Here is a 20,503-nt window from a genome sequence, read left to right as displayed (position 1 = left end):
GGACTCTCTAGTAAATTTACTGTACCCTAATATCTAAAACATGTATCCTCTTACTTATGCCAGTATGCCGCAACAGGTCTCTTGATAAGACACAGTGTATCCGAGTGAATGTACATAATCTACAGTTTCACGAGCTGGATAGGCAATCGCGTTAAAACCGGCTTCTACCGCCAGCCGTTCTATCGTCCGGGCATATAGTCCTGGCGGGCGGGCACAGCCTAAAGCAATCGGGGTATTTGGCAATAGCTCTCTGGCAGTCTTAAAAATCCTGGCTACCGACTCGGCCGGCGGGGGAACAACATCTCGCATTGGTGTACTCCGTAAGGGATTCAATAGTACTAAGACCAAACTTTCCGCCCCTTCAGCTGCGACCATCTTAAGAGCTTCATATTCCCCGCGAATCTCACCAAAATGAAGACCGATGACAATATGTGGTGAAGCCTTCAGACCAGCCAGACGTGCTGCTCGCAAGCTGTTCTGATAGTCTTCAGGGGTCCGCGTCAGGTGATATACCTCGCGAATTGTAGCACTATCCCCAATTAAATCAAGGGCTACCCGCGTTACATCTGAATGAGCCAATACTTTTGCCAGTTCATCGGTCAGCAGCCCAGGGTGAACTACGACCGCCAAACCCATGCTGGCAACTTCTTTTAGTGCCCCGGCAAAACGCAGTAACGGCACACTGCCGTCCTGGCAGGCCCCACCGCTTATGAGCACCCCGCGACAATCACGCCTGTGTAAATCAGCGGCCAGTTCCACTAACAGTTCAGGCTCGGTAGCTGACAGCATGCTATTGAGCAGCTGTCCCTGGCAGTGTTCACAGCGGCATTGACACTCGGAGCCGGTGATACTTATGTTAACAAAAGAGTTTACGCTATTTTGATATAAGCCATTGTCATAGTGCCGTACTCCTGGCGCATAAAACGCAATATTATTCATCCCATATCTGTCCTTTAATGGTATCTATATCACTATCCTCCGGCTGGAAAGGATAGTTACGCAAATCAGGGCCTGGCCGCTCGTTTCCATACGGCCGGTTGCACGCCACACAGCCCTCCCGGTTAGGACAGCCTGAGGTTCTGAAGGGCTCGCCTGCTGCCAGATCATCCCCTAATAGTTCATGCAGCCGGTTACCATAGCTAACTATTTTCCCATGAGCATTAAATTCAAAAGCGTCAATTGTACTTTGTTTTTTATTAAGCAGGTATGCCGCCAGCTGAATACGCCTGTATTGACCGTATGACGGCGGTTTATAGCCGCTCAACCTGCTGCCAGGTTCCGGGCAGAATGAGAACAGGTGGGCCTGCGCACCGTATTGATTAGCCCTATCTATTGTCTGTACCATCGCTTGTTCTGTTTCACCAAGCCCTACAATTAAATGTACGCTTACATGTTCACGATCAAACACCGTAACAGCTTGTTCGATTGCCTCCCAGTAGGTCTCCCACCGGTGAGGTCCTCCTACAGCTTGCCCCCGCATGTCAAAAAACAATTCAGGGGTTGCAGCATCTACCGCTATCCCCACCCGGTCTGCACCGGCAGCTTTAATCCCGTTAAAAAAAGCACTCGCCCCCTGCAATATGGTTGGCGATGCCAGTACACTAATCGGTAACTGGGTTGAAGCACTTAACCGTTTGACGATATCGATGCAGTCAGCCGCCGCGCGGGGATGAGTAATCATCGATATACAAATCCGGCCTAGTTTTTGAACTTTAGCGGCAGCAGCCTGCGGTGGCCGTTTCAAAATATCAATTATATTGGAAAGTTCATAAACCGGCCATTTTACTCTGATGAAGGTATTTTTATCAGGTTCGGCATACCGTTCTCTGGCTAATCCGCAGTAGCTGCAATTGGCCCGGCATCCGTCCTGATATGTCATTAATAAATTCAAGCTTCCCGGATAGGCGTTACGGTAAAAACTTCCTGGTTCGAGACCTAACGCCATAGCACCAGCCAAGCTGGTCTGCACATAATCCGGGCTTTCCAGTCTGCCAATATTGTCCATGACCCGGAACCCCCTCAACGTAAATAGTTCTTTCTGTGAAATTCACTATTGCATATAGTACTCCGGAAAAGCAATCCAACTGCGCCTTATGAGCGCACTGAATTCTGCCGGGTTTTCTGTCCACCTTTGGTTACGGCGCATCAGCCGGTCACTCGCAATAGCAAACTGAGTCCCATACTCTGCAAGTAACGTGCGTGTGTAATTCCTGGCAATCTGCTCTCTACCGTTACTGCTAACTTGCAGGATCACTGCCCTGGCAGCCAAATCACCACTGACAACAGCATTCATAATGCCGGCACCGGTAATTGGATGAGTGCAGCCGGCCGCATCACCGGCTACCAGCATATGGTCATTTGCCAGATTTTTTACTAAGCCGCCTGCCGGTATCAATCCACCTGTTGCGACTGAAGCCGCCCCAGCTTGTATTAGCCCCCTGTTAGCAGTTTTCCGGCAGAAATCCGCTAATGCAGATTTCAATCTATCTTTACAAGCAGCATGGATGGCCACTCCGACATTGGCGGCTTTGCCTTTGGGAAAAACCCAGGCATAGCCACCGTAATAGGCCGGATCAAAGTAAATCTCAGCATGTTCCAGTGGTTTAGTGAGCATCTTTTCATACTGTAGAGCAACACACATTGCCTGAGGTTCATTTGCTAACTTTTTGCCGACAATAGAACGAGGGCCATCGCAGCCAAGAATGAAGTCTGCGCTAAGCTCCCAAGACTGACCACCACTTGATACTCTTAACTCCTTACCGTCAATACCGCTCACGCGGGTTGCGGTTATAATTGAAACGCCGGCTGCTTTTGCCAGCTGTGCCTGATATTCATCCCATAGCACCCGGTTAAGTACATAGCCCGGGGCCCGAAGTGTACTTGTCAGCTTACCGTTAATAAAGGTTTTAATTCCCTGGACAGGCTGGGCTATATCGCTTGCCCGCAAAGCTGCTTGACGCGAAATAGTAAGGGGAACGAACTCTGCACACTGGACATGACTGCCGATGACCGTACGTTGTTCAATCATCAACACCTTCAGCCCACCCTGCCCCAGACGTTTGGCAGCAATGCAGCCCGCCGGTCCCGCCCCGACAACGATCACGTCATAGTGTTCACTTGTTGTTTTCACAACAAACCTCCGTCAAGACTTTCTCAGCCAGGTGAGCTTCTTTGGCCTTCGCTACAGCAAGCAAGACGGCCTCAACAAAGTGTTCAGGCGAAACACCAGGAATCTCAGCCTGATTGGTAAGAAAAAATTTCTTAATCGTGTCAGTAATACGCAATCTGTCGATAGGGGTGTTTTTCAGAGCTGTCTCAAGGTCGTTGATTACCCTGGCCGGATAAGCGAAAAAGTCACCGCTGATAATCAGATATTTGATTACGCGGACACCTTCATCCAAGCGCATCTGAACCCTTATAAGGCCGCCGGGCGCCTTATAATTGGCTATACAATCAACAGTATTTATTACGCTGCCGGCGTTGCCATAAATCCAGGCCTCACTCTGAAAGTACGGCAAAGATTCAGTGAGCATGCCCGTTTCCTGTGAAGTAAGGCCGCCGGGAGCAAATTCATAACCCAGGGTTTTCTGCAAACCAGTTACGATTACTTGCTTAATTAAACTGACATCAGGGACATAGCCTAGCTGATCTTTCATCGAGGTTACCCGCTCCCGCATGGATTTGACAGCTTTGTCGCCCAGTTTTTCCAAAGGGAACCGCAAAACCCGCAGCATTTGATCCACATCAAAATCAACCAGCAAACTGCATTGGAAGACAAAAGAATCTGCTAATTCAGTTCCACCAGTACCGGCTATTTTACGTCCCTGTATTTCAATATCATTGACCGGCCTATAGGCAGCCTCCAGTCCCAATGTCTGTAGTCCCCGGGCCATTGCCTCACATAACAGGCGATACATGCTTTCTACCTGCCGGGGAATACCAGGGGTATTTTTACCGGCATACAGCTCCCAGCCTAATTCCAGCCGGCCCCAATACAGGCTTCCCCCGCCGGTAATCCGCCGGTTTATATCAATGCCATTCTGCTGACAATAGGGAACATTTACTTCTAAAAACGTGTTTTGAAACGCCCCAACCAGCACGCAGGGTTTGAACTGCAAAAACCGCAGCGTATTAGGAATGCTGCCCTGGCTGTGGGCACTTATGATTACCTTATCTAAGGCCATATGTTCAGCAGCACTACAAGGTGCAGAATCCAGGACCCGGAAAGTGGTACTGTTGTCCACACTAGGCATTTGCTTTCATATCCTCAGCCAGCCAACTGCGCAAACCGGCGGCCGACATCAGCTCACCAAGCTCCTCAGGCCGGGCTAGCTCAATCTCCGCAAACCAGCAAGTATAAGGAGACCGGCTAATGAGAGCAGGGCTGCAAAGCACTGCTTCATTTACATTAGTTACCTTACCGCTGGCCGGGGCATAGACACGACCTACCCATTTTCCGGCCTCCAGTGACCCGCAGGCCCCGCCGCCATCCACCCCTGCTCCCACCGGTGGTAAAACCAGATACAAAATATCACCGGTGATCGCATGGCCATAAGGAGTCAAGCCAAATAAAATTTTGTTGCCCGCTTTTTTAATCCACTGATAATGGGTATCATACAATAGCTCTTCAGGAAAATTCCATGTAGTTGCATTCATCGGTCATACTCCTTTCTTACCTAACAAGACTACCCCTCGACAGACATTAACAACAATTCGGCAACATCCATCACCTGTACAGGCAGTTTTTCCGTTCTTGCTGCTTTCTCCAGCATCTGTTCACACTGTTGACAGGCTGATACTACTATCGATGCCCTTGTGGCAGCAGCCTCCTGGATACGTTTGCGGGCAATAGCTTCAGCCAGCCCCTGGTCGGCTCCTTGTAGATTCCCCCCGCCGCCGCAGCAGGTAGATTCTTCACCATAAGTAGCCATTTCAATAAACTTAACTCCGGGGATACTGTTAATAATAGCTCGCGGCGCCTGGATAACCCCGCTGTTACGCCCCAAATCACAGGGGTCATGATAGGTAACCGTTTTATCTAACTCATTGGGAACTAATTTACCTTCATTGATCAAATCAAATAACATCTCTGTCGCGTGAACCAGCCGGAACCCAAGACTTTCTCCCAATATCTCCGGATAGACATGGCTCCATACGTGATAACAGGATGCACAGCCAGTGACTAAGGTTTTCGCACCAAGACTCCGCACCTTTTCTACATTATGCCGGGCAAACTCAGCGATCTCATCCCCGTGTCCGGCAGCCAGCAGAGGAAACCCGCAGCACCATTCTTCCGGGCCCAGGGTTGTAAAGCTAACTTCTGCTTTTTCCAGCAATTGCACCATGGCAACAGGCACTTGCGCGGCCCGGGGAAAAAAGGAAGATACACAGCCAACAAAATAGACGATTTCAGCCCCTTGCTCCTGGTCAAGATAGTCTGGCACCTCATCAAGGTCTTCGGCCCAGTCAAGTCTGGTTGTGTTCGCAAAGTTAGAAATATTTTTCCTGGTTTTTAGATTCCCGGCCATTGCGTTATAGGCTTCGGGCGCCTTGCCTTCTGTTACTAATTTTGTCCGTAAATCCTTCCATAAGGTTTGTAGATCAATTCTGGCGGCACAAGCCCGGGTACAGGCACCGCACATTGTGCATTGCGTAATCCTCTTGGCATATTCCGCACTAATCTTCGCATCGCCCTGTCTGGCAAATAACTCGCGCGCCAGCGAAATCTTAGCGCGCGGCGCCGCCGACTCCCAGCCAATTTCCTGATATACCGGGCAGTCACTGCGACAATTGCCACACCGGCCACAGATTAGGGATTCGTCAATCAGATTTTTATAAAAACTGCCTGAACTCATAGCTGTTCCCTCCCTGCCTTACCCTTGTATACCAATGTAGTGGCTGCTAACAAATCCATGCCCAAGCCAAAAAGTGCCGGTTGCAGCAGCAAGGGAGGCTGATATCTTTTGCCGGGATTCATAATATTGTTGGGGTCAAGCAGCTTCTTCCGCCGTTTAAGTTCAGCAAGCTCCGCCGACGTTTGGCATCTGTGTAGATAGGGCGTGTTCCACAAGCCGATTCCGTAAGGGTTGCCGCCATGCTTTGCTCCGATGTCATGCAGTTTTTTTACTAAAGCCAGTCCTTGTAAATAGCCAAGCGTGTCGCGTTCATCGGCATTAAACATGGTCATGACCATCGCATGCCTTGCTGATACAATATGTCCGTAGCTTTTTAGGCCCAGGTTCTTTTTACTTTCAAAAACAGCCACATCTGCCAAATAGCCAGCCAGGCTATCAATAGGCAGCCAAATCTCGGCCCCTAATAATGACGGACCCTCCCGTTTTAGTACTAAAGAAAAGAAACGGTGCTGCCACTCGTGACCGGCTTCTTCACCTAGATCACCGCCGTCTGCCTGCTGCAAACAGCGTTGATAGTCACGGCCCGCCGCCTCGGTTTCCGCTTTTGAGCCATCTACATCGAACGCAACCGTGTAAGCAGCAGCGGCACGTTCACTTGCCATCCCCAGCCGCTGCCGGAGCGAGTTGCAACCAGGATCGTTGAAGTGCAGGTTAAAGGGTTTGTTACTTAAGGCTACAGTATTTTCAATAAAACTCTGCATTTGTCCGGCATTCCGGAATTCTGCTAAACCATGCCACTCACTTTCAGGGTGCGGCCGCACCTTCAATTCGACTTCGGTGACAATGCCTAATGTTCCCTCAGAAGCGGCCAGCCAGGAGACCGGCGGTTGACTTATTTTATTTAATTCCCTGACACTGCCGTCAGGCAAAACTACCTGGGCTGAAATGACCTGTTCCATTACCGGACCGTATTTTAAACTACCAAGCCCATACCCCATCATAACCAGCCAGCCGCCAACAGTAGCCGACTGAGCACTGCTCGGGTAGGAACAGGTAGCCAGACCAACCCTGTTTAGCGCACGCTCCAGTTTCCACCAGGTCAATCCTGCCCCCACCCTGACAAGGTTGTTTTCTTTGTCAACAGCTAACAGGCCGTCCATACCGTTTATGTCCACAACTATGCCTTTACGTGTACATACAGTATTGAAATAAACGGTAGAGCCCCCCGCCCTTGTCGTTACCGGAATCTGTTGCTCAGCAGCAGTCTTAACGATGGAGGCTACTTCCGCGGTGATTTGGGGCCTGATGACAATATCCGGCAGGGTATCAGCAATTGGTTTAACTAAAAAATCCGGTACAGGTGCCAGATCCCGCTCATAAAAACCTCGCTCGAATAAATCGGCAGTAGCACGATCGCCAAATATTTGCTTTAATCTTTCCACTGTTTGCGCGTCCATATCGATACTCCTTCCTTAGAAAAGGTTGGATTTAGCCACATTAAAATTACTCTGTTTTTACAAACTTTGCATGTTCCTCAGTAAAAAATTTGTCGGCGTCATCACCGTGAATGAGGCTTTGCAGCCCTTCAACCAGATTATCGGGTTCCATAACGCAAATCCAACCCGCGCCATAGCTGTCGCTATTTAAAAGCTTAGGATTAGCCGGCAATTCACTATTGGCCTCAAGAACCTTTCCCGCCATCGGCACCTGAATCTTGCCAGCCCACTTACCCGACTGGATTGAGCTGAGCGTTGCACCGGCCGCAAGTGCTTTGCCCACACGGGGAATACGGATAAAGGTAATCTCTCCCGCCAATTTTTGCATAAAGTCGGTAATGCCAATACGAATTGTGTTCCCTTCCACCTTCACCCACGCATGATCGCTTGTATAATAGAGTCCTTGCGGAATGTCATACTGTACCACTAAAAAATCACTCCCTATTTTCTATCTAGCTAGTATCCAATCGATTAGTGTGTCTTTAAAAACTTTAACTGCACCACGCTCATCATTGTAGAGCCATTGCGCCAAAGCATTCCTGACATCACGCTCGTGCCAATAGCTGCCAATCAGACAGGTTGCCAGCGAATTTAACTTGTATTCCGCCAGGCATGTTAGCCCATGACTCTCAAATTCAACTATTTTATTATTCTGGACCACCAGAATAGCGTAACCTGAGCATGGCCCGCCGCGCCTGTTGCCGCAGCCACTTTGACCGGCAACAGTTGTCTTGATGCATTGGGGAAATGGATGCAGGCGTACATAAGTTCCTTCATTGATCTTTACCTGACGTACCTTGGTCTGCTTGCCAGGTAGGTTTAAAAACTCATGACTTGTTAGGTACTTTGCCGCCTTATTGACGGCTTGCTGCAGATCTACGGAGTATTCACCCCGCTTTAGATCCAGCCATGCTGAAAAATGATAAACCAACCAGTCTTCGACTGTCCCGTAGTCCGGCATATAACCAAGTTCTTCACTCATAGATGTTAAATACCGCTCCATCGACAACCTGAGATGCTCGCGAAACCGGCTGCTGGGGACATTGAGGACATTGGCCATGGCGGTTCGGTCAAAGGCAAGTAAAATATTGCCTGTATACACTGAAAAACCATTGATATCGCCAGCACCGTTCCCGGAAATTTTTTTACCGTTAACAACAATGTCGGCAGGAGGTTTAATCACGGCCTTGATCGAAAAGTCTGCTAATGTTTTTATGGCAGGTTGTAAAAACCGGGTAAAAAATTCTTCTCGCCGGCCTGTCAGCAGCGGATTACCGGCCCGCAATACCAGTTGAAAAAAGATCTGTTCTACGGCCAGCAAGACCATGCCGCCGCCGATATCCCGCCTGATAATTGGAATATTATTTCCCTGGCAATAGTTCGTGTCGACCTCTTGCAGCAAGTCATCATGCAGGCCCAGGCAAACACAGCGTCCGGCAGGGCGGCAGATGACCAGCCCTTCCTGTTGATTTTGTGCCAATGCATGATAGATAGCCTGTGTCTCATCCCACGGTATAGCCCCCAGCCGATATAGGTCCATTTATTGCCCTCCATACCGGCTCCCCGGCCCAGCGTGTAAGCAATCACGCTTAATTAATGAAAACTCTACACCGAAAATATCGGCAAACTGCTCAACCATCTTTTTGCTAACTTCCTCAAGGGTCACATCAACACCCAGCGCTTGCATTGACACAACTGGTCGATTGGTTATACCACAAGGGTTAATTAAGCTAAAATAATCCATATCAGGATTTACATTCAAGGCAAAACCGTGCATGGTTACCCAGCCGCGCGCCCCGATGCCGATAGCAGCTACTTTTCCACTAGCGGTCCATACCCCGGTTAAGCCATTTTCCCGGAAGCCCTTTATCCCATATTGGTCCAGTGTCCTGATAATGACTTCCTCAAGCATCTCTGCATAGCGGTGCAAGTCCTGTTGGTAGCCCCTGAGGTCCAATATCGGATACCCTACCAGTTGACCGGGGCCATGATAAGTGACATCCCCGCCCCGGTCGACTTCAATGACCTCAAGTCCCGCTGTTAACAGGACCTCATCTGAGACCTTAATGTTTGACTTACTGCCCGACCTTCCCAGCGTGTACACAGGCAAATGTTCAACAAGCAGTAAGGTATCTTTACCGCTGCCGCTGCGGCGTGCCGCCGCAATCTCTTGTTGTAATTGCCACGCCTCAGTGTAAGGAATGCGTCCTAACAGTAATAACTTGCAGGCTTTACGGCTAATCTGCTCTCTCAAAAAACATCATCGCCGCTTTTTCCATCCAGTCCGGGGTGAACATCAAACCGAACTACGCCGACAACAGCCTGCTTATTAGCCGCCTTTTTAACGGCTGCCACCCCTTCATGTCCAAAACCACCACATAATTCAATAGCTCCTATGCCTTGTTCAACAAGCTCTTCCACTGCCGCAACAGCTGACTGAACATCGCTTACCCCCACAACGGTCAATTCCACAGCAGGGGTAGTTATCACCGACCTATGCTGCTTACTGTTGGCCTCAGGCGCAACAAAAACAAAGGCTGCTTTAAGCATTCGTGTCCCTCCTAATAAAGACTGATAAAGTGAGACATAGCCGCTCGCCTGTGCCCTTTGGGTATAACTCCCACTTGCAGAAGCTGGGAGTCTTAGAGCGGGTTAGTCATCGGATAAAACTGGCGGTTGGCTCACGCCTGGGCCAGTTCGGCAAAAGAGTATCCGGCGTGATAAGAACTACGCACCAGCGGTCCGGCACTTACCTGAGAAAAGCCGATTTTTTGTGCTTTCTGCGCCAGCCATGTAAACACATCAGGATGTATGTATTCCACAACAGGTAAATGATCTGGGGATGGGCTAAGATATTGTCCAAGGGTCAGCATTTTACAGCCGCAATGATGTAAATCTTTCATTACTTCAACTACTTCAGCGATCTCTTCACCGAGTCCCAGCATCAAGCCTGATTTGGGCAATATCCCGGCCCCAGCCTGACTGGTCCGGTTTATGAGTTCCAGGGAACGCGAATAAACCGCCTGTGGCCGAACGACCGGATAAAGTCTAGGTACAGTTTCGATATTATGGTTAAGGATATTGGGTTTAGCCTGGAGCACCGTCTGCAATGCCTCCCGGTTTCCCTTAAAATCCGGAATAAGTACCTCTATACCGGCCTTAGGCAGCTGCGCCCTCACCGCCCCGATAGCGGCCGCAAACTGCCCGGCCCCTCCATCAGCGAGGTCATCCCGGGTTACCGATGTAATAACAACGTGTTTTAACCCTAACTGCTTAGCAGTCGCTGCCAGCATGTGTGGTTCATTACAATCTACCGCCTCCGGCAACCCATGGTTCACCGCGCAAAAGCGGCAATTCCGGGTACAGTGGTTGCCTAAAATCATAAATGTACAGGTCTTATTGCCAAAGCATTCGCCGATATTGGGACAGTCGGCGCTTTCACACACGGTATGTAACCGGCCTTGGTCCAGCAGCGCTTTCATACGGTTGAGCGCCGATTCTTCAGGCACCGGCAAAGTAAGCCACGGTGGTCTGTCAGTAGGCATACCGGCAGTTTTGTCCATTACTCGAAAGCATCAAGCGCTTTCATAATCGTGGTGGACAGGTACGCCATAGCCGGTGACCCGCCAAAAGCTACGGCAACTGCGGCTGCTTCCAGTATTTCCTCTCTGGTAGCTCCCTCTGCCAAGGCATTTTTAACATGAATATTCATACAATATTCGCAGCGTACGGCCAGAGCAATGCCGATACCGATCAGTTCTTTGTACTTGCGCTCTAATTCCCCTTCCACATAGGCGGCCTGATCCATCTGCACGAATGCGGCCATAAGCTCCGGGCTCTCCGCTTGTACCTGACCCATTCCTGTCTGTAGTTCACTCACTAACTCCATGCAATCTCCTGCCATTGTATCTCCCTGCCTTTTCTTTTTTTATTTTGAGAGTAACGATTAAATAAAGATTTTGTGTGGCTGTTCGATAAGTTTAATTAACAAGGCCAAAAATTCTGCTGCCGGTGCGCCGTCAATTACCCTGTGATCAAAGGCCAGAGACAGGCCCATGATGGGTTTAATGACAATCTGTTCGCCCTGAACAGCAGGCTGTCTGACAGTCCGCCCGACACCTAAGATGGCTGACTCCGGTTGATTGATAATAGGAGTAAAGTAATCGACCGACCCATAGCCACCCAAATTAGTAATGGTGAAGGTACCACCAGTCATCTCTTCCGGGTCAAGCTTGTTTTTCCGGGCCCGTTTGGCAAAATCCTTAATTTGCTTGCTAACATCAGCCAGGCTCTTTTGGTTGGCATTCTTAACGACCGGAACAACTAATCCATCCGGAATCGCGATAGCCACCCCGACATTGATATCCTGCAACACCCTGATCTCATCCCCGCTTAGGGTCGAGTTAATCCTGGGGTGAGCCTGCAGCGCTTTTGCAACCGCTTTAACAAGGATGTCGGTGACGGAGATTTTTTCGGTATCTTTTACATCGGCATTGATTGTGGCCCGCAAAACCTGCAGTGCCGATAAGTCCACGCCCACATGGTGAGTAACCTTAGGTGCTACAGCCCAGCTATTAGCCATGTTTTCACCGATAGCCTGACGCATTCCCTCATAAGGAATGACCTCAATGACAGCGCGGTCGTCTGCTGCCGCGCTCGCGTTAGCGATTGCCTGCTCTACATCTTCCCTGACAATCCGTCCTTCCGGCCCGGTGCCGGCAATCACGGTATAATCAATGGCATTTGCTTCAGCCAGCGCCCGGGCTGCCGGAGAAATTTTCACCCTGGCGCCTGGTACGGCAGCCACTGCTTTCCTGGCCGGCTGCCCGCCTGTGGTCTTACCAGCCGGAGCCACCCTGGCAGTACTGTTGGCAGCAGACCTTAACAGTTCGCTAATATCTTCACCCGCATTGCCGATAACCCCCAGGAGACCGCCAATCGGGAGTTTAGCTTTCTTATTGGCAACAATTTTTAGCAAAACCCCATCGGCTGGGGCATCAATCTTATTGGCAATCTTATCTGTCATGACTTCCAGCAGGGCATCGCCCTTTTTGACTGGGTCTCCTTCATTGATCAGCCATTTACCTACAGTACCTTCTTTCATGGACAAGCCTAGTTTCGGCATATTAACCTCTGTGGCCATTACTGCTCCTCCTCATCGTGAACTGGTTTAAAGTTGTTGTTGAACTTACTATAGCCGCCGGCGACAGCTATGCGCAGCGCCGCTTCAGCATCGATTACTTTAGGCCCGTCAAAAGTCAGCTCAATATGAGCTTTTTCCCCGGCCCGGATCTCAACCTCCCGCTCTCCGTCCAAAGCAATTACACAGGCTTCATTGACCTCAATAACCTGACCAATCCTGATATAGCCATAATTCCGGACCGGTACCTGTTCAATCAGGCCTGGTGCAATCGGAGCGCGCAGTTGAATGCTGCCTGGACCTACTTCAATATCGGCCCCTCTGGGCTCACCTGGCATCACAGGGACCAGATTACCGGCGATTGACGCTATGCCGATGTTATGCGGCTCGCCTCTGGTCACTACAATACGCCTGATTTTTTTGGCATCCCAGACTGCCCTTGAACCAATAAAAGCTTCATTAAGCACAACCGCATCAACAATCGCACTATCAATCAGCCGGCCATTCTTATAGATGTTAAGCTTCTTACTGGGTTTTATGGCCGGTGCCCCGGTTACCAGCCCTTTGGCAACAACGGCAGCCGCCAAACCGGCGATTGTGCCTTCGACCAACGTGGGAAAAACATTGTTCGTCCCAGTGGAAATCGGAAGAAGGGGCACATCCCGGCAACCCTTGGCAACCATGCGGTTTGTTCCGTCACCGCCCAGCGTAATTAAACAGCCAACCCCGCATTGGGCCATAATTTCTGCGGCACGAAAGCTGTCCAGTTGTGTGCCTGTCATACACATGTCTGCCGCTGCAAATTCCATATCCGGCCGGTGACGGCTGCAAATGCTCTCCACCGCGCCCGGGACAATGCCATAATACTCCGGCATATATGTGATTTTGGTAACACCGGTAGCAGCCAGACTGAGAATAAGCCGCCGGACAATATTCACTTTTTCCTGATTATCCACAACCGTTCCGTACGCCACAAGCCGCCGGATATCCTTACCAGATGCCGGATTCGCGATGATGCCGACATGCCCCATACTTCCCCTCACCACCTTGTATGCTGGTTAGAACAGGCTTTTAACGGCAGCCACGATTTGTTCTTCACTGGGAATGACAATGCTTTCCAGCGCCGGGCTGAATGGAATCGGGGCAAAAGGCATAGCAACCCGTTTAATTGGACCATCCAGCAGATCCATTCCTTCTTCAGCAACAATAGCGGCGATTTCGCCACCAAAGCCGCCGGTTTTAACTGCTTCATGAACGATAACCAGTTTGCCGGTCTTGCCTACCGATTGTAAGATGCTTTCGGTATCAAGTGGGATAAGGGTACGGGGGTCAAGCACTTCGGCATTAATCCCCTCCCCGGCCAGTGCTTCGGCTGCTGCCAATGCTTTTTGAACCATCCAGGACCAGGCCACGATCGTGACATCAGATCCTGCTCTCTTTATATCTGCCTTGCCGAGGGGAATAACGTACTCGCCCTCAGGCACATCGCCTTTAACGCCAAAAAGCTGCTTATGTTCGATATACATTACCGGATTGTTATCCCGGATCGCGGCCGCCATCAGGCCCTTGGCATCAGCCGGGGTCGAAGGCATCACCGTTTTTACGCCGGGGATATGAGTAAACCAGGCTTCCATAGACTGTGAATGCTGAGCTGCAGCGCCCATACCGGCACCGCAGGGAGTTCTGAGTACCATAGGGATTTTGGCCTTGCCGCCAAACATATAATGCATTTTTGCCGCCTGATTGAATAACTCATCCAGACAAACCCCCATAAAATCCACAAACATAATTTCGGCAATCGGACGAAGACCGGCGGCAGCCGCGCCTACGGCCGCGCCAACAATGGCCGTTTCACTGATAGGAGTGTCAATCACCCGCCCGGGAAACTCGGCAAACAAGTTGCCTGTCACGCCAAAACAACCGCCAAACTTGGCCACATCCTCGCCCCAAATGAAAACATTGGAATCCCTTTGCATCTCAACGCGCATTCCATCTCTGATAGCCTCAGCATAAGTCATTTCTGTCATCATGTTTCACCCTCTCCTCAATTAGATTATTCTGCGTACACGTCGGTTAAAGCGTCTTCCGGGTTAGGATACGGACTGTCTTGAGAGAATTTAATAGCCGCCGCAATGTGAGCGTCCACTTTGGTCTTGATTTCCTCTAATTCAGCAATGGTAGCGTATTTTAGTTCCACCAGCTTGTGTTCAAACCGGGGAATAGGATCTTTCTGCAGCCAGGCTTCTTGTTCTGCCGGGTCTTTGTACGCGCCGGGATCGCCCTCAAAATGGCCGCGCCATCTCCAGGTCTTGCATTCAATCAGGCTGGGGCCATCCCCTTTCCTTGCCCGGGCAATAGCCGCAGCGGCCGCTTCATAAACAGCAATCACATCATTGCCGTCCACAGTCACCCCCGGTATGCCATAAGCGCTGGCCCGGTCTGAGACATCAGTAATCCGCATGTGGTCCCGCTGGCAATTGGAAATACCGTACATATTATTTTCACAAATAAAAACCAGCGGCAGCTTCCAGATGGAAGCCATATTCAACGCTTCATGGAAAGTACCACGGTTGGATGCGGCATCGCCAAAGAAGCACACAGCCACAGCGTCGGTTTTTTTGTACTGGCAGGCAAACGCCGCACCGGCCGAAATCGGCTGTCCGGCGCCGACAATACCGTTAGCTCCCAAAATTCCCAGTTCAACGTCAGCAATATGCATAGAACCGCCTTTGCCTTTGCAATAGCCTGTTGCCTTACCAAACAATTCAGCCATCATCAGGTCAACCTTGCCGCCTTTGGCCAGCAAATGCCCATGGCCCCGGTGAGTACTCGTGATATAGTCCTTATCGGTCAGGCTGCCGCAAACACCGGTGGCGACCGCTTCTTCCCCAAGATACAAATGCACGAACCCCGGCAGTTGATTATCGGCAAACAACTCTACCGCTTTGTTTTCAAACGCCCTGATTGTGAGCATAGTTTCATAAAAGCCCAGTAATTTCTCTTTGGTAATTTCCATAATTCTCCCCCCATTTTCTCTTCTTGATCATACATGGTAATAAACCTAAACAGTGTAAGGCATTGCAACATATACAGTAAGTGCAGCTACAGCAACAACGATAGTATCCCCTTCACCGAGCGCCGGCAGGTGCAGTCCCTGGGCCGCAAGCCCTCCTGACACCGTTTCCACAGTTACAGACCCAAACGGTATTACCGCTCTAACCGCATCGTGGTTGATTTTTTCCGGCTGCGGACAGCCAATCCGCACTTCAACCTGCATCTGGTTAGGGTCACTGATGCCGGCAATGTCAAATAAACCACAGAGACAACTTTTGGACATGGCGTCTTTTACTGCCCGCTGGGCGGCTTTAGTGGCATCGCCGCCGTGTAAATCAGCGCCCATACCCAGCTCGACAATAAATCGTTTGCGTTTCACCTTATCACCTCCGTTTAAAAAGTTTTCACTGAGCTGCAAGAATGACCATGCACAACACTATAATTGCAAATCTTGTGCCAACAATAAAAAAAGGGAACTGATAACCCCTTTCAGGAGCTTCAGTTCCCTGTATTGTCATAATTCTGAAATATCTATTTGTTTTCCGGCTGCCAATTTACAGCTTGCTTACAACAGATTTTGTAGCATCGATTGTAGCACTCTGTAGCGTTCACGTACCTTACGCTACACTTTGCAACAATGATGGCCCATTAGTGAATTGAGTGTCTCTTAATTTTGCGATAAAGCGTACTGCGCGCAATCCCCAGTATCCCGGCTACCCTGCTTATATTGCCGCCCTCTGTCGCAAGTAAAGCCCTGATCTTGGCAATCTCATAATCAAGCAGGCCCTGCCTTATCTCCTTATTGCCGGTCACAGCCTGGTTCAGAGTAGTAAGGGGACAGCAAATCTCAGAAGGAAAACAGGACACTGAAATAACACCGTTTTCCGCCATGTTGCAGGCTCTTTCGGCAGCATTATGGAGTTCCCGGACATTCCCCGGCCAATTGTACCGGTTTATCAGTGCAAATACACTTGCATCAATCGTATACACACGTCCCTGCTCACTGCCAATTTGATTAACAAAATTACGAAACAGCAATTCGATATCCTCCCGCCGCTGCCGCAAGGGTGGAATTTCGATCTTAAATACATTCAAACGGTAGTATAAATCCTGCCGGAACATTCCGTCTTTAACAAGCCTGTTTAACTCTTTATTCGTTGCACAAATGATTCGCACATCAACAGGGATCACCTTATTCCCGCCAATCCGGGAAACCTTCTTTTCTTGCAGCACCCTGAGCAAGGCAACCTGCTGCTCTAACGGCATATCACCGATCTCGTCAAGAAACAAGGTGCCACCTGAAGCTAATTCAAATTTCCCCGCCCTGCCACCTCGCTTGGCCCCGGTAAACGCGCCGTCCTCATAGCCAAACAGTTCGCTTGCCACTAACTCTCTGGGGATGGCGCCGCAGTTTAACGCAATAAACGGACCACTGCACCTGGCACTCTTGTTGTGGATTGCCTGGGCGAACATCTCTTTCCCGGTACCGCTTTCCCCCTGCAAAACAACATTAGATACGGTAACGGCAGCCGAGGCCGCTTGACGCACAGCCTCTAAAATCGCGCCACTGCTGCCCAGGATATTTTTGAATTGAAAAGTCGTATAATAGCCGCTTGCCCTGTTGATTAAACTATGACTCTTTTCGGCAGGCCGCAGGATAATAACCCCGCCATTGCTGCAGCCTTGTTTGTCAAGGATTGACTCACCCGAGATGACACAACGGTTTGGCCCTGAATCACAGCCGGTCTGAAACTCCAGCTCAATCTCGGTCTCTTTGCCGGTTAGCAACTGTTGTATTAATTGATTATTCCCTTTGAAGATTGTCTGCACCGAAGCTCCCTGAAGCAGAGCGCTGCTCTGTCCCAACAGCTTTCTGGCAATAGGATTGTATTCTTTTACTAAACCAAAACGATCAAATAAAATTACACCCTCTGACATTGTATTAAATATACTTGATAAGTGCTTATTCATCAAAGACAGCTCATTCTTCTTCTGCTCCATGCCGATCTGCATGCTAATCGCGTTAGCGGCAGCCGCAACCATACCCAAAGTATGCGAATAGGCTGCCTGAGCCGGCCCTGATAAATCGAGAAAGGCAACAATCTGACCATCAATGCCATAAATAGGCGCAGCAGAACAAGTCCACCAGTGATGTTTGGCGCAGTAATGTTCTGCACCGGAAACCTGCACCGGTTTACCGGTCGCCAGCCCGATTGCAATTGCGTTTGTGCCCACATCACACTCCCGCCAGCTTGCTCCCCGGACAAAATGCAGCTTTTTGGCACTAGTCAGCGAATCCCGGTCCCCAAAGCACTCCATCACATAGCCGTTCACATCAGCTAACACCACAATAAAACCCGAGTTGCGAAAAAACTCGTAAATATTGGCCATAAATGGCTTTGCTATATTAATAATCTCCTGATTCTTTTCCAGCAGCATCCGAACAGCTGCGTGTTCCAAAATATTCTGAGCTCTGCCGTCATCTGAATTAAGACCTGCCTGAAAACATCTTACCCATGAGTCTGCAATCTCGGGCAAGATGATTTGACCCTCCAGCTTCCCCTTGCCAACAAACGCTTTCCAGGCCAAATCTTTACTAGATAACCCGACCGGTTTGTCTCTAAGCATTTGCAACACCCCTATCAGCGCCTTGACACTATTATTGTAGGAATTCTAAGAACATCACTAAATTCCTGCAATATTTATCACCTGATTCAAGTTTTACCTATCCGTCTCCTCCCGACAGATCTTATTTATGTATAAAAAGATCACCGCATGAACAGCAAAGCTGCAGCGGTCAATAAGTAAGAAAAGTCCTCCTTTTACAAAAGGAGGACAACTAAATGACTGCACCTGCTGAGAGAAATCAGATACCTGAAGCTTAGCTGCGCTCCTCAGGCTTGGCTAATCCAAGATCTATATGGCAGTACCCGCCAGGTGTTTTTCTCAAATAATCCTGATGATAGTCCTCTGCAGGATAAAAGTTCTTTAATTGCTCAACCTCGACAACAATAGGTGCTTCGTATTGAGACTGCATTGTTTTAATAAATTCCAGGATAAGCGGCCTCTCTGCCTCATCATCATAATAGACCCCGGACCGATATTGTGTCCCCCGGTCCGGCCCCTGGCGGTTAAGGCTTGTTGGGTCGATGATCCGGAAATAATTCTCCAGTACCTTGCGGGTTGGCAACAACTCTTCGTCGTAAATGATTTCACAGATCTCAGTATGCCCGGTCCGCCCTGAACATACCTGCTCATAGGTGGGCTTGTCTGTATCGCCCTGCCCATACCCGACCCGTGTCTCCAGTACACCTTTCAATTGCTGAAAGTATGCTTCAACCCCCCAGAAGCAGCCTCCTGCAAGCCATAGCTTCTTCATTAGCCAGTCCCTCCCTATAAAAATTGTGATGTATTCCGCTAATGATGCCTAATTGTTCCCAATTCAGAGAATAGTACAATGACCGGTTAATTATATACTGTACTGGTTGCAGCTTTATTAATCATCGAAGATACGAGGTAGTTCACCATATAATGTACATTTAAAAATGACAGTCATCCCGCGAGGATAAGCTGCCTGACTTGACATAAATAGGGCAGGCCTGCCTACGGAATACGTCCAGATTTCTGGCAAAAAAAACCGCTCCGGCCAAAGAGCACACGCCCCCTAGTGCCAGGGTATAGATTACACCAATCTGGCTTGCCAAAAAACCCGCAAGCAGGCTGCCGATTGGTCCTATCCCCATCAGTGTCATCGTATAAAAGCTCATTACCCTGCCACGCATTGAATCATCTACCATACATTGCAGCAAGGTATTGCTGCCGACTACCTGAATCAAAAATCCTACACCAAGCATAAACATCAATATACCGGCAAACCATAGGCTAGCAGGCAACATAAAACCAATCAATCCGCAACCTATGGTAGTTGCTGCGACAATCAATAACTTTTCCAGTCCCTGAAATCCAGACCGGGCAGCAATCCCAATCGCAGCAAGGAGTGAACCACAACCGGAAACAGCTAACAAAAATCCCATCGCTCCCACGCTCGCTCCTAGTTTCTGAGTTACAAACACCGGCAGCAGCACTATATACGGCATTGCTGTCAGACTGATAATACCAAGAAGTATCAGGATATTCCGCAGTGGCAGCTGTTTAAAAGTATATGCATAGCCTGCCTGAAACTGTTGAAGCATATTATCAGGCTGCTTCTCGTGATGACTAACCCTCAGCCGTAAAGCAACAAGTGATAGTACCGAGATGAAATAACTGGCGACATTCAGCAGAAAACAGTAGCCTTCGCCGATAACCGGGATAAGGACACCTGCTGCTGCCGGACCAAGCAGCCGTGCCATATTGTATGTAACTGAATTTAAAGCAATAGCATTTTGACGTTCGTCCTGGGTATCCATCATCTCTACTGAGATCGCATTACGGGCTGGTACATCAAAAGCAGTAATACCGCCAAGCAACAGACTTAAGGATAAGACATGTGCTATCTCCAGTCTGTTTTCGAGGGTAAGCCAGGCCAATAAAGCAGCTTGAATCAGACTGAGCAGTTGCGTGACAACAAGGACATTGCGTTTGCTCCACCGGTCAATCCATACGCCGGCAAAGGGCGCCAGAAAAAAGTTTGGAATCTGCCCCATAAAAGCGACTAATCCCAGCATGAAAGCTGAATCAGTCAGTCGATAAACCAGCCAGCTTAAGGCAATATTTTGAATCCACGTTCCAATAATCGACAAACCCTGCCCGGTAAAAAAAATCTGGTAGTTTCGGTTGTAGAGAGCCTTTAGCATATTCTTCAACATGTCAATTTCCCTCCTGAGTCATACTATTCGCGGCATCAATAGAATATCCTACCAGTACACCGGCAGTAAGATTCAAAAATAACCGGGATCACTTCTCTCTTTTCTATATGCAAATGCAAGTTTGTGGTAAAATAATATCACAATATATCC

At 49.3% G+C, this 20,503-nt stretch carries 21 protein-coding genes; all 21 read right to left on the bottom strand.

What is annotated here, in order from left to right:
• Window positions 1-54 precede the first annotated feature (54 nt).
• On the bottom strand, window positions 55-939 hold the full coding sequence (locus VN379_RS03420; protein ID WP_325530810.1) for a radical SAM protein: 885 nt from the start codon (window positions 937-939) through the stop codon (window positions 55-57).
• The gene (locus VN379_RS03415; protein WP_325530808.1) at window positions 932-2,005 is read right to left on the bottom strand and encodes a radical SAM protein; all 1,074 of its coding nucleotides are present in this window, start codon (window positions 2,003-2,005) and stop codon (window positions 932-934) included. Before VN379_RS03415 ends, VN379_RS03420 begins: the two co-directional genes overlap by 8 nt.
• A 45-nt stretch (window positions 2,006-2,050) precedes the next feature.
• Window positions 2,051-3,130 carry an NAD(P)/FAD-dependent oxidoreductase gene (locus VN379_RS03410; protein WP_325530806.1) on the bottom strand — a complete coding sequence of 360 codons (1,080 nt, stop codon included), beginning with the start codon at window positions 3,128-3,130 and terminating at the stop codon, window positions 2,051-2,053.
• Window positions 3,114-4,253, bottom strand: a complete 1,140-nt coding sequence (locus VN379_RS03405) for a lipoate--protein ligase (RefSeq protein ID WP_325530804.1) — start codon at window positions 4,251-4,253, stop codon at window positions 3,114-3,116. The genes VN379_RS03410 and VN379_RS03405 overlap by 17 nt, the downstream gene beginning before the upstream one ends.
• Window positions 4,246-4,656, bottom strand: a complete 411-nt coding sequence (locus VN379_RS03400) for a hypothetical protein (protein WP_325530802.1) — start codon at window positions 4,654-4,656, stop codon at window positions 4,246-4,248. The genes VN379_RS03405 and VN379_RS03400 overlap by 8 nt, the downstream gene beginning before the upstream one ends.
• Window positions 4,657-4,685: 29 nt before the next feature.
• Complete coding sequence (locus VN379_RS03395) at window positions 4,686-5,855, bottom strand: (Fe-S)-binding protein (RefSeq protein ID WP_325530800.1); 1,170 nt, start codon at window positions 5,853-5,855, stop codon at window positions 4,686-4,688.
• The gene (locus VN379_RS03390; protein ID WP_325530798.1) at window positions 5,852-7,312 is read right to left on the bottom strand and encodes an FAD-binding oxidoreductase; all 1,461 of its coding nucleotides are present in this window, start codon (window positions 7,310-7,312) and stop codon (window positions 5,852-5,854) included. The genes VN379_RS03395 and VN379_RS03390 overlap by 4 nt, the downstream gene beginning before the upstream one ends.
• Window positions 7,313-7,358: 46 nt before the next feature.
• Window positions 7,359-7,778, bottom strand: a complete 420-nt coding sequence (locus tag VN379_RS03385; protein ID WP_325530796.1) for a glycine cleavage system protein H — start codon at window positions 7,776-7,778, stop codon at window positions 7,359-7,361.
• Between the two features lie 21 nt (window positions 7,779-7,799).
• Window positions 7,800-8,891, bottom strand: a complete 1,092-nt coding sequence (locus VN379_RS03380; RefSeq protein ID WP_325530794.1) for a biotin/lipoate A/B protein ligase family protein — start codon at window positions 8,889-8,891, stop codon at window positions 7,800-7,802.
• Window positions 8,892-9,605 carry a lipoyl(octanoyl) transferase LipB gene (gene lipB, locus VN379_RS03375; RefSeq protein ID WP_325530792.1) on the bottom strand — a complete coding sequence of 238 codons (714 nt, stop codon included), beginning with the start codon at window positions 9,603-9,605 and terminating at the stop codon, window positions 8,892-8,894.
• Window positions 9,602-9,901 carry a DUF6506 family protein gene (locus VN379_RS03370; RefSeq protein ID WP_325530790.1) on the bottom strand — a complete coding sequence of 100 codons (300 nt, stop codon included), beginning with the start codon at window positions 9,899-9,901 and terminating at the stop codon, window positions 9,602-9,604. Before VN379_RS03370 ends, lipB begins: the two co-directional genes overlap by 4 nt.
• A gap of 131 nt (window positions 9,902-10,032) precedes the next feature.
• Window positions 10,033-10,914, bottom strand: coding sequence for a lipoyl synthase (gene lipA / locus VN379_RS03365; protein WP_325530788.1), 882 nt, complete (start codon window positions 10,912-10,914; stop codon window positions 10,033-10,035).
• Entirely contained in the window at window positions 10,914-11,240 is a 327-nt protein-coding gene (locus VN379_RS03360) for a carboxymuconolactone decarboxylase family protein (RefSeq protein ID WP_325530786.1), read from the bottom strand. The genes lipA and VN379_RS03360 overlap by 1 nt, the downstream gene beginning before the upstream one ends.
• 57 nt (window positions 11,241-11,297) lie before the next feature.
• The gene (locus VN379_RS03355) at window positions 11,298-12,494 is read right to left on the bottom strand and encodes a dihydrolipoamide acetyltransferase family protein (protein WP_325530784.1); all 1,197 of its coding nucleotides are present in this window, start codon (window positions 12,492-12,494) and stop codon (window positions 11,298-11,300) included.
• A complete protein-coding gene (locus tag VN379_RS03350; protein ID WP_325530783.1) occupies window positions 12,494-13,522 on the bottom strand; it encodes an ATP-NAD kinase family protein in 1,029 nt (342 codons plus the stop codon). Before VN379_RS03350 ends, VN379_RS03355 begins: the two co-directional genes overlap by 1 nt.
• A 27-nt stretch (window positions 13,523-13,549) precedes the next feature.
• Window positions 13,550-14,521 carry an alpha-ketoacid dehydrogenase subunit beta gene (locus tag VN379_RS03345; RefSeq protein ID WP_325530781.1) on the bottom strand — a complete coding sequence of 324 codons (972 nt, stop codon included), beginning with the start codon at window positions 14,519-14,521 and terminating at the stop codon, window positions 13,550-13,552.
• 23 nt (window positions 14,522-14,544) lie between these two features.
• Window positions 14,545-15,507 carry a thiamine pyrophosphate-dependent dehydrogenase E1 component subunit alpha gene (locus VN379_RS03340; RefSeq protein ID WP_325530779.1) on the bottom strand — a complete coding sequence of 321 codons (963 nt, stop codon included), beginning with the start codon at window positions 15,505-15,507 and terminating at the stop codon, window positions 14,545-14,547.
• A 45-nt stretch (window positions 15,508-15,552) separates the two neighbouring features.
• The gene (locus VN379_RS03335) at window positions 15,553-15,924 is read right to left on the bottom strand and encodes a Lin0512 family protein (RefSeq protein ID WP_325530777.1); all 372 of its coding nucleotides are present in this window, start codon (window positions 15,922-15,924) and stop codon (window positions 15,553-15,555) included.
• A 269-nt stretch (window positions 15,925-16,193) separates the two neighbouring features.
• Entirely contained in the window at window positions 16,194-18,173 is a 1,980-nt protein-coding gene (locus VN379_RS03330) for a sigma-54-dependent Fis family transcriptional regulator (protein WP_325530775.1), read from the bottom strand.
• A 253-nt stretch (window positions 18,174-18,426) separates the two neighbouring features.
• Window positions 18,427-18,924 (bottom strand): peptide-methionine (S)-S-oxide reductase MsrA, encoded by a 498-nt coding sequence (msrA, locus tag VN379_RS03325; RefSeq protein WP_325530773.1) that lies wholly within the window; start codon window positions 18,922-18,924, stop codon window positions 18,427-18,429.
• Window positions 18,925-19,084: 160 nt separating this feature from the next.
• The gene (locus VN379_RS03320; protein WP_325530771.1) at window positions 19,085-20,353 is read right to left on the bottom strand and encodes an MFS transporter; all 1,269 of its coding nucleotides are present in this window, start codon (window positions 20,351-20,353) and stop codon (window positions 19,085-19,087) included.
• Between the last annotated feature and the right edge of the window lie 150 nt (window positions 20,354-20,503).

Source organism: Sporomusa sp., from assembly GCF_035561255.1.
GTDB lineage: Bacteria > Bacillota > Negativicutes > Sporomusales > Sporomusaceae > Sporomusa.
Note: the sequence above shows the minus strand (reverse complement) of the source record. Positions and strands in the feature narration are given on the sequence as shown.

Excerpts from the sequence above, each read along its gene's own strand:
- VN379_RS03420 (WP_325530810.1), bottom strand. The coding sequence starts at position 939 with ATGAATAATATTGCGTTTTATGCGCCAGGAGTACGGCACTATGACAAT.
- VN379_RS03415 (WP_325530808.1), bottom strand. The coding sequence starts at position 2,005 with ATGGACAATATTGGCAGACTGGAAAGCCCGGATTATGTGCAGACCAGC.
- VN379_RS03405 (WP_325530804.1), bottom strand. The coding sequence starts at position 4,253 with ATGCCTAGTGTGGACAACAGTACCACTTTCCGGGTCCTGGATTCTGCA.
- VN379_RS03400 (WP_325530802.1), bottom strand. The coding sequence starts at position 4,656 with ATGAATGCAACTACATGGAATTTTCCTGAAGAGCTATTGTATGATACC.
- VN379_RS03395 (WP_325530800.1), bottom strand. The coding sequence starts at position 5,855 with ATGAGTTCAGGCAGTTTTTATAAAAATCTGATTGACGAATCCCTAATC.
- VN379_RS03390 (WP_325530798.1), bottom strand. The coding sequence starts at position 7,312 with ATGGACGCGCAAACAGTGGAAAGATTAAAGCAAATATTTGGCGATCGT.
- VN379_RS03380 (WP_325530794.1), bottom strand. The coding sequence starts at position 8,891 with ATGGACCTATATCGGCTGGGGGCTATACCGTGGGATGAGACACAGGCT.
- VN379_RS03370 (WP_325530790.1), bottom strand. The coding sequence starts at position 9,901 with ATGCTTAAAGCAGCCTTTGTTTTTGTTGCGCCTGAGGCCAACAGTAAG.
- lipA (WP_325530788.1), bottom strand. The coding sequence starts at position 10,914 with ATGGACAAAACTGCCGGTATGCCTACTGACAGACCACCGTGGCTTACT.
- VN379_RS03360 (WP_325530786.1), bottom strand. The coding sequence starts at position 11,240 with ATGGAGTTAGTGAGTGAACTACAGACAGGAATGGGTCAGGTACAAGCG.
- VN379_RS03355 (WP_325530784.1), bottom strand. The coding sequence starts at position 12,494 with ATGGCCACAGAGGTTAATATGCCGAAACTAGGCTTGTCCATGAAAGAA.
- VN379_RS03350 (WP_325530783.1), bottom strand. The coding sequence starts at position 13,522 with ATGGGGCATGTCGGCATCATCGCGAATCCGGCATCTGGTAAGGATATC.
- VN379_RS03345 (WP_325530781.1), bottom strand. The coding sequence starts at position 14,521 with ATGATGACAGAAATGACTTATGCTGAGGCTATCAGAGATGGAATGCGC.
- VN379_RS03340 (WP_325530779.1), bottom strand. The coding sequence starts at position 15,507 with ATGGAAATTACCAAAGAGAAATTACTGGGCTTTTATGAAACTATGCTC.
- VN379_RS03330 (WP_325530775.1), bottom strand. The coding sequence starts at position 18,173 with ATGCTTAGAGACAAACCGGTCGGGTTATCTAGTAAAGATTTGGCCTGG.
- msrA (WP_325530773.1), bottom strand. The coding sequence starts at position 18,924 with ATGAAGAAGCTATGGCTTGCAGGAGGCTGCTTCTGGGGGGTTGAAGCA.
- VN379_RS03320 (WP_325530771.1), bottom strand. The coding sequence starts at position 20,353 with ATGTTGAAGAATATGCTAAAGGCTCTCTACAACCGAAACTACCAGATT.